The 6569-nt window shown below is 59.3% G+C and carries 8 protein-coding genes and 1 pseudogene; 8 read left to right on the forward strand and 1 reads right to left on the reverse strand.

All coding sequences use genetic code 11. The annotated features are described in order from the left end of the window. Positions 1 to 48 precede the first annotated feature (48 nt). The 8 genes from ACWGJY_RS33135 to ACWGJY_RS33170 all read left to right on the forward strand — a co-directional run bounded on the left by ACWGJY_RS33135 (position 49) and on the right by ACWGJY_RS33170 (position 6113). On the forward strand, positions 49 to 1299 hold the full coding sequence (locus tag ACWGJY_RS33135; RefSeq protein WP_453264579.1) for a cytochrome P450 family protein: 1251 nt from the start codon (positions 49 to 51) through the stop codon (positions 1297 to 1299). A 38-nt stretch (positions 1300 to 1337) separates the two neighbouring features. Next, positions 1338 to 1697, forward strand: coding sequence for a nuclear transport factor 2 family protein (locus tag ACWGJY_RS33140; RefSeq protein ID WP_453264580.1), 360 nt, complete (start codon positions 1338 to 1340; stop codon positions 1695 to 1697). A gap of 28 nt (positions 1698 to 1725) precedes the next feature. Further along, entirely contained in the window at positions 1726 to 2148 is a 423-nt protein-coding gene (locus ACWGJY_RS33145; RefSeq protein WP_453264581.1) for an allene oxide cyclase barrel-like domain-containing protein, read from the forward strand. Positions 2149 to 2251: 103 nt separating this feature from the next. Continuing rightward, entirely contained in the window at positions 2252 to 3094 is an 843-nt protein-coding gene (locus ACWGJY_RS33150) for a mycofactocin-coupled SDR family oxidoreductase (RefSeq protein ID WP_453264582.1), read from the forward strand. 94 nt (positions 3095 to 3188) lie between these two features. Next, positions 3189 to 3665 (forward strand): nuclear transport factor 2 family protein, encoded by a 477-nt coding sequence (locus tag ACWGJY_RS33155; RefSeq protein WP_453264583.1) that lies wholly within the window; start codon positions 3189 to 3191, stop codon positions 3663 to 3665. Positions 3666 to 3819: 154 nt separating this feature from the next. Next, positions 3820 to 4641: a thioesterase II family protein gene (locus tag ACWGJY_RS33160; RefSeq protein WP_453264584.1), complete on the forward strand. Its 822-nt coding sequence runs from the start codon at positions 3820 to 3822 to the stop codon at positions 4639 to 4641. A 57-nt stretch (positions 4642 to 4698) separates the two neighbouring features. Further along, positions 4699 to 4890, forward strand: coding sequence for a hypothetical protein (locus tag ACWGJY_RS33165; RefSeq protein ID WP_453264585.1), 192 nt, complete (start codon positions 4699 to 4701; stop codon positions 4888 to 4890). Continuing rightward, positions 4887 to 6113, forward strand: a complete 1227-nt coding sequence (locus tag ACWGJY_RS33170; protein WP_453264586.1) for a cytochrome P450 — start codon at positions 4887 to 4889, stop codon at positions 6111 to 6113. Before ACWGJY_RS33165 ends, ACWGJY_RS33170 begins: the two co-directional genes overlap by 4 nt. A gap of 68 nt (positions 6114 to 6181) precedes the next feature. On the opposite strand, the pseudogene ACWGJY_RS33175 reads toward ACWGJY_RS33170, so the two are convergent. Next, positions 6182 to 6429, reverse strand: a pseudogene (locus ACWGJY_RS33175) (IS701 family transposase); the annotation flags it as partial. Positions 6430 to 6569 lie beyond the last annotated feature (140 nt).

Raw genomic sequence — 6569 nt, forward strand, 5'->3', positions numbered from 1 at the left:
TCAGTTGATTCCCTCGTTTCGCCACTTGAGCACAAGGGACGCCCCCTCATGACTGACTCCACGAAGCCCTACACCTCCGGCACCGAGACAGCCGAGGCCGACCTGTTGAGCTGGGACTTCATCCAGGACCCGTACCTGACCTACCACGAGATGCGCGCCGGGACGGGTCCTCAGCGGCTCGTCATCAAGACATTGAGCACAGGCCTGCGTTCGTGGCTGGTCACCGAATACAGCGATGTGCGTCGGCTGCTGGCCGATCCCAGACTCTCGAAGGCGGCCGGGGGTGCCGCACCGATCATCGCCAAGCACAGCACGGAGGACGTCTCGGGCGCGTCGATCACGTCGGAGAGCATGCTGTTCAGCGATCCGCCGCAACACTCGCGGTTGCGCCGGATGTTCAGCAGGGCGTTCACGATGCGCCGGACACTGAATCTGCGGCCGCGCATCGAGGAACTCACCGACGAGCTGCTTGATGCGATCCCGACGGGAGCCGAGATCGACCTGGTGGAGTCGGTGGCGATGGCCATCCCCATTGCGGTGATCGGCGAGTTGCTCGGCGTACCTCGCGCCGCCCACCACGATCTTCGCCGGTGGAACCGCGCGCTGACCAGTGTCGACTCGGAGCCGTCGGAGAAGTATCAGGCCTACATGGCGTCGCTCGAGTATTTCCGGACCCTGGTTGACCAGAAAGCGAGCAGCCATGACGGCGCAGACGACCTGATCAACGCGATGATCGATCCGGACAACGAGGAGCGGTTCGAAGAGTCCGAACTGCTTTCCACCATCTTCCTGATGATGAACGCGGGTTACGAGACCACCGCGAACTTGATCAGCAGCTCGGTGTACGCTCTGCTGAAGCATCCCGAACAGTTGGAGCTGTTGCGCGGGGATGCCACCCTCATACCGAACGCAGTGGAAGAATTCCTGCGTTATGAAAGCCCGTTGAACCTTTCTACATTGCGCTACACCACCGAACCGGTGGAGGTCGGCGATACCGTTATCCCCGCCGGCGAGGTGGTGTTTCTGGCGCTGTCCTCGGCGAATCGAGACCCGGATCGGTTCGCGGAGCCGGACCGGCTGGACATCCGCCGTAATGCTGCTACGCACCTGGCCTTCGGTCACGGTATCCATCATTGTGTCGGCGCGCCGCTGGCACGACTGGAGGGCGAAATCGTGCTGGCCCGGCTGTTGGACAGGTTCCCGCACTGGGAGGCGGCCGAGCCACTGGAACGACTCACCTGGCGTTACACCCTGCAGTTCCGTGGTTTGGAGCGGCTACCGGTCAGGTTGCACGCATGACCCATGAACACCGTCAACGACGAGAACGGAGCGGACCCATGTCAGCAGAAGTGATCGACCGATTCTTCGAGAGCTCGGGTGCCGGCGACATCGAGACCGCCGTCGAATGTTTCGCCGATGACGGGCAGTGGATCACGCCCGACGGAGACGGACTCGGGACGGTCCACACCAAGGATCAGATCGGCGATCTGATCACCAGTATGAACGCGATGCGCGAAAAGATGATCGCCTCTGGGGTCGACGGGAAGTTCGAATCACCGATCATGTTCGGCGAGAAGATGGGGCTGGTTCGGTGGACCGTGGAGACCGATGACGGAAAGGTGGTCAATCGTGGTGTTGACCTCTTCATCCTGAGCGACGGGAAGATCGTGCTCAAAGACGTCTATCGCAAGGCCTGAAACACTCAATCAAGAAAGGGTCGAATCCGTGATCAACAGCTACGAGGAACTGGTCGAGACAACGATCAGCGCCACCACCGATATCGAGGACTTTCAGAACATCCAGGTCGGCCAGGGTGGTATCTACGAGCACGCCCTGTTCACCAAGTCCGGTGAAAAAGTGGCCACCACCTCAGGTGGCTACAAGATTCTCTATCAGCGAGAATCCGACAAGCAGTTCATGGCTTACCTGACCAACGAAGTCGTATTCGAGGACGGGTCCGGAACGATCCGGGTTGCCGGTTGGATCGATCTCGGGTCACTCCTGTCAGGGGACTGGGCCTACTATCCGAGTGTGGGTACCAGTGGCCGGTACCTCGGCCAAACAGGTTTCATGGCTTGGCGCCCTTACGATCTCGGTAAGGTAGAAGGAGCCGACGTGAAACTGATCATGTTTGCCGCTGCTGAGTGAACGATCCCGCGGTGACGTGATGAGGTGAGGGTACTCAAGTTCAGGATTTAGGGCATTTCGCCGCGAATTGGAGAGCTTTGTTTTCTGACGTGGAGGTTGAGAAATGAGCCGGGTCGCCGGGAAAGTCGCATTGGTTACTGGCGCTGCGCGTGGAATGGGACGTTCGCATGCGGTGCGACTTGCCCAAGAAGGGGCAGACATCGTAGCTATTGACCTGTGCGCAGACCTCGAAACCGCGCCGTATCCAGGAGCGGAAAGTCAAGATCTTGCCTCGACGACGCAACTGGTCGAACAGCTGGGCCGGCGGATCCTGGCACGCCAGGCGGATACGCGCAACTTCACGGAATTGCAGGGTGTCGTCGATGAGGCGATAGCTGAGTTCGGTCATATCGACGTCGTGTGCGCAAATGCTGGAATGTCCAGCTTCGGGTTCTCATGGGAACTTTCCGATGAAGCCTGGCAAGAAATTATTGACGTCAATCTGACAGGATCGTGGAAAACCGTCAAAGCGGTGATTCCCCACATGATCGAACGGAATGAAGGCGGATCACTGGTCTTCATCAGCTCGACAGCGGGGTTGATCGGCGTGCCGACCATGGCGCACTACACCGCATCCAAGCACGGCGTGGTCGGATTGATGCGTGCCTTGGCGCTAGAGCTGGCACCACACAACATACGCGTGAATTCGGTCAATCCGGGAAATGTCGACACGCCGATGGTCAACAATGCTCCGATGCGAAAACTCTTCCTGCCCGAAGTCTCCGATCCGACACCGGAGGCTGCAAACGATGTGATGAAAGAAATGAGCGCGTTGCCCATCGGCTGGCTGGACTCGCAAGGGGTCAGCGACGCCGTGCTCTATCTGGCGTCGGACGAGGCACGTCACATTACTGGAATCACTCTTCCCGTGGACGCCGGAATGATGCTTCCCAACAAAATTCGATAGGAGTTGGTGCCGGTCCACGAATAAGACGTCGCTCATTGATCAACCGAAATCCTGTCAGCGTCTCAGGCGCGAACAAGTCACCGGAGGCTTCCTCATGATGACGGAAAACGCATTCTCTCTCATGGTCGATCGACTCGATATCATTGAGCTGACGGCCAAATATGCTTATCGACTCGATACTCGCCAGTTCGATTCTTTGATGGAGCTGTGGAGCGACGCCAGCCCGGTTTTCGACGAAGAAGACTTCGGGCTGGGAAAATTCACGGGGAAGGACGAGATTCGGCATCACTTCGAAGTCGACATCTACGGACAGATGGAGAATCTTTGCCACATGACGGTCAATCATGTCATCAACGAGATTCTCGAATCCCGAGCGTCTGGTAACTGCCATGTTTTCGCCCAGGGTGATGTGCGGGCCGGCGGGATCTCTCGGGCTACCGCGTACTACAAGGATGAATACGTTCGCGAGGATGGGATCTGGAAGTTCTCCAGTCGCAAAGTGATCCCGTTGACCAGGCCGGAAGTCGGTACCTTCGAATTTCCGGCAGGGCAGAGCCCATTCAATCAGTAGACTGGACAGCTACGCCCTGAGGCCGCCGTCGCGCGTCGGATCGCAGTGCTTCCCGCGGCCGGCGCTGACCACGTGGTCGTGCATCGATTGCTTCAGATTCCAATTCTCGGCGATCAGAAGTGTTGCCGGTCGCGTGGCCTGAGAAAGAAGGATCGTGCACGCATCAACCACGAGTGGCGGATCATGGATCAGGCCGCTGCGAAGCTCAGCTCAGCGCAGTCAAGTACATCTCGTTTGCTTTCCGTTCGCGGGCGGTTCCGCAGGGTATTTCCACTCGCTGGCAAACTCGCTCGAACCGGATATCTCGGTGCTCGGAGTCCAGTATCCAGGGCGACAGGACCGCCGTCACGAGCCTTTGATCGAGGACATTGGCCAGCTCGCCGATGAGATTTGTGAGGCGTTGATCCCGTGGGAAACGCAGCCACTCGCATTCTTCGGTCACAGCATGGGTTCGGTGGTGGCGTTTGAGGTAGCGCGTCGCTTCGAGCGAGATAATCGACGCGCGCCGCTCGCGTTGTTCGCGTCTGGGCGCCGCGCCCCATCGTGTCATCGTGATGAGGATTCTCATGCGGCCGATGATGACAGTATCGTTGCCAACCTTCGATCGCTGGGTGGAACCGACCCAGCTCTTCTCGACGATGACGAGATGAGACCCCTGATCCTTTCCGTGATCCGTGGCGATTATCGGGCCGTCGAGACTTATCGTGCGCCAACAACAGAGACGATGTTGAACGTGCCGATCATGGCAATAACCGGCGATCGCGATCCGAGCGTGTCGCTCGAGGAAGCGAGTGCTTGGCGAGGACATGCAGCGGGATCCTTCGAGATCAAGGTCCTGACCGGAGGTCATTTCTTCATACACGAGCACGTCGCCGAGATAGCCGACTGTGTGAGGCGTGTGCTCTTCGACTTCCGTTCCGAACGCACTCGACCGCTGCGCGTCGATGCGGCATCCCAGAGTCGAGGTCATTCATGAGGCGTCACGGCGGAACGCTAGGGTCTGTTCAGCGACGAACCGGAAGAGGGTGCGGCCATGGACGCCGGCCTTGAAGTGAGCTGCCCGATGTGCGGAGGTCTCATCGAGGCGACTGACAAAGATGAGCTCATCCGCTTGTCCCAGCTACACACGCTTGATGCCCACCGCTACAACGTTCCCGCTGAACATGTGTTGGCCGCAATGACACCCGGTGATATCGATCCCGACCAGGGAGAGGACGTGCAATGAACTCTGCAGTGGCGGAATGTCCCACCGTGGACTTGAACATGCTTGATCCTGACTTCGTGCAGGACCCCTATGAGACCATGGCTGCATGGCGAGCTTTGGGGCCGGTTGTCTATAACTCTCATCACGATCAGTACATGATCACGTCGCATCACAACTGCGCGCGAGTGCTTGGTGACATCCGCCATTTCAACTCTGCAAACGTGCTCCCGGAGATGGAGAAAGCGTTCGGCGGACCGACTTTTCTCGGCACTGATGGTGCACGGCATCAGACGGTCCGCGAAATCTGGGAGCCAGGATTCGAGCGCAAGGCTGTCGAGGCCGACTGGGCGGCGCGGATACAGCGAGTTGTGGACGTATACGTGGATCAATTCGTTGAACGCCTTCGATCCGGCGAATCTCTCGACGCTCTCGCGGAGATGACGCGGATTATCCCCACTGTTGTCACTGCCCAATTGCTGGGCGCCGAAGAGGACGTGTACGAAGACTTCATCAAATGGAGTGACGCAACGGCGGCGGTTCTCGGCGCACGGCTGGACCCGACTCCGAGGGGTCAAGAGATTGTCGCCGAGGGCGGTGCGGCAGCAGTTGCTTTGAACTCGTACATCGGCGGCCTCATCGAAAAGCACCGTGCGCTGGGGGTGTGTGATGGATCGCTTATGTCCCAGATGGTGTTCGACGATTTCGCGCCGTCCATGCCTGATCGGGAAATTTTGGCAAACGGGACGATGTTGACGGTTGCGGCGAATGAGAGTACGGCACAGGTGATGGCGATGATGTTGTATGCGCTGGGACGCCATCCTGACCAACGTCGCGCACTGGTCGCCGACAGGTCGCTTGTTCCAGCCGCACTCGAGGAGGTCCACCGCTGGTCGACTCTCACACAGTCGGTTTTGCGCTTTGCCTGTAGCGACGAGTCGCAGGTCGAGGGTTTTACGATCCCCGAGGGTTCCGCAGTCGTGGCTCTTCTGGGTTGCGCGAATCGCGATCCCGCTCGCTGGGACAACCCGCACTCCTTCGACATCTTCCGTCTCCGTAAAGCACATATTGGCTTTGGTTTCGGGCCTCACATTTGCCTTGGAATTCATATGGCTCGGATGGAGATGCGCATTTGGTTGAATCGGCTGCTGGACAAGTTGCCGGAGTACGAGATCGCGGGCGATATCGAATTCGGCCCCGACTTCACGCTGCGGGGCCTTCGGGGGGTCCCGATCAAAGCGGCATGATTGATCTTCAGAGAGCGGCAATCTGTCTCATTGGGTGGCGAGGTGCACCTACTTCCGGTACTCCAGCCGTCCGCGGCGGGCTGCTCGGTGTGCTCACTGACGGCGATCACGGCGAGCAGGGCGTGGGCGAGCATCGCGAGCAGTGTCCAGCGCTGCCAGGAAGTCCGGCGCCGAACCTGGTGTTCGTTGAGCCCGGCCAGACCCTTCCCGGCTTGCGCAGCGGCACGATCTCGGAGGAACAGCAGCGATGGAACGCCGGCTCCCCGGTGCGCCGGTGACGTCGCACCAGTAGCCACCAGCACTGCTCATCGCCCGGATCGAGAGCGCCGGTGGGACCGGGTGGCTGATCAGGGCCCAGTCGTACTAGGGCCTGTGTGTGGTTGTGATCAATCAGTTGCCTGCAGGAGGTCATTGACCCAGATCATCGAGGCGCGGAGGTGGAGGCCGGCGAGGTAG

The organism is Streptomyces sp. NPDC054765, assembly GCF_053612065.1.

Bases quoted from the DNA above. Each gene is read 5' to 3' on its own strand.
- ACWGJY_RS33135 (WP_453264579.1), top strand. From the start codon at position 49: ATGACTGACTCCACGAAGCCCTACACCTCCGGCACCGAGACAGCCGAG.
- ACWGJY_RS33140 (WP_453264580.1), top strand. From the start codon at position 1,338: ATGTCAGCAGAAGTGATCGACCGATTCTTCGAGAGCTCGGGTGCCGGC.
- ACWGJY_RS33150 (WP_453264582.1), top strand. From the start codon at position 2,252: ATGAGCCGGGTCGCCGGGAAAGTCGCATTGGTTACTGGCGCTGCGCGT.
- ACWGJY_RS33155 (WP_453264583.1), top strand. From the start codon at position 3,189: ATGATGACGGAAAACGCATTCTCTCTCATGGTCGATCGACTCGATATC.
- ACWGJY_RS33165 (WP_453264585.1), top strand. From the start codon at position 4,699: ATGGACGCCGGCCTTGAAGTGAGCTGCCCGATGTGCGGAGGTCTCATC.
- ACWGJY_RS33170 (WP_453264586.1), top strand. From the start codon at position 4,887: ATGAACTCTGCAGTGGCGGAATGTCCCACCGTGGACTTGAACATGCTT.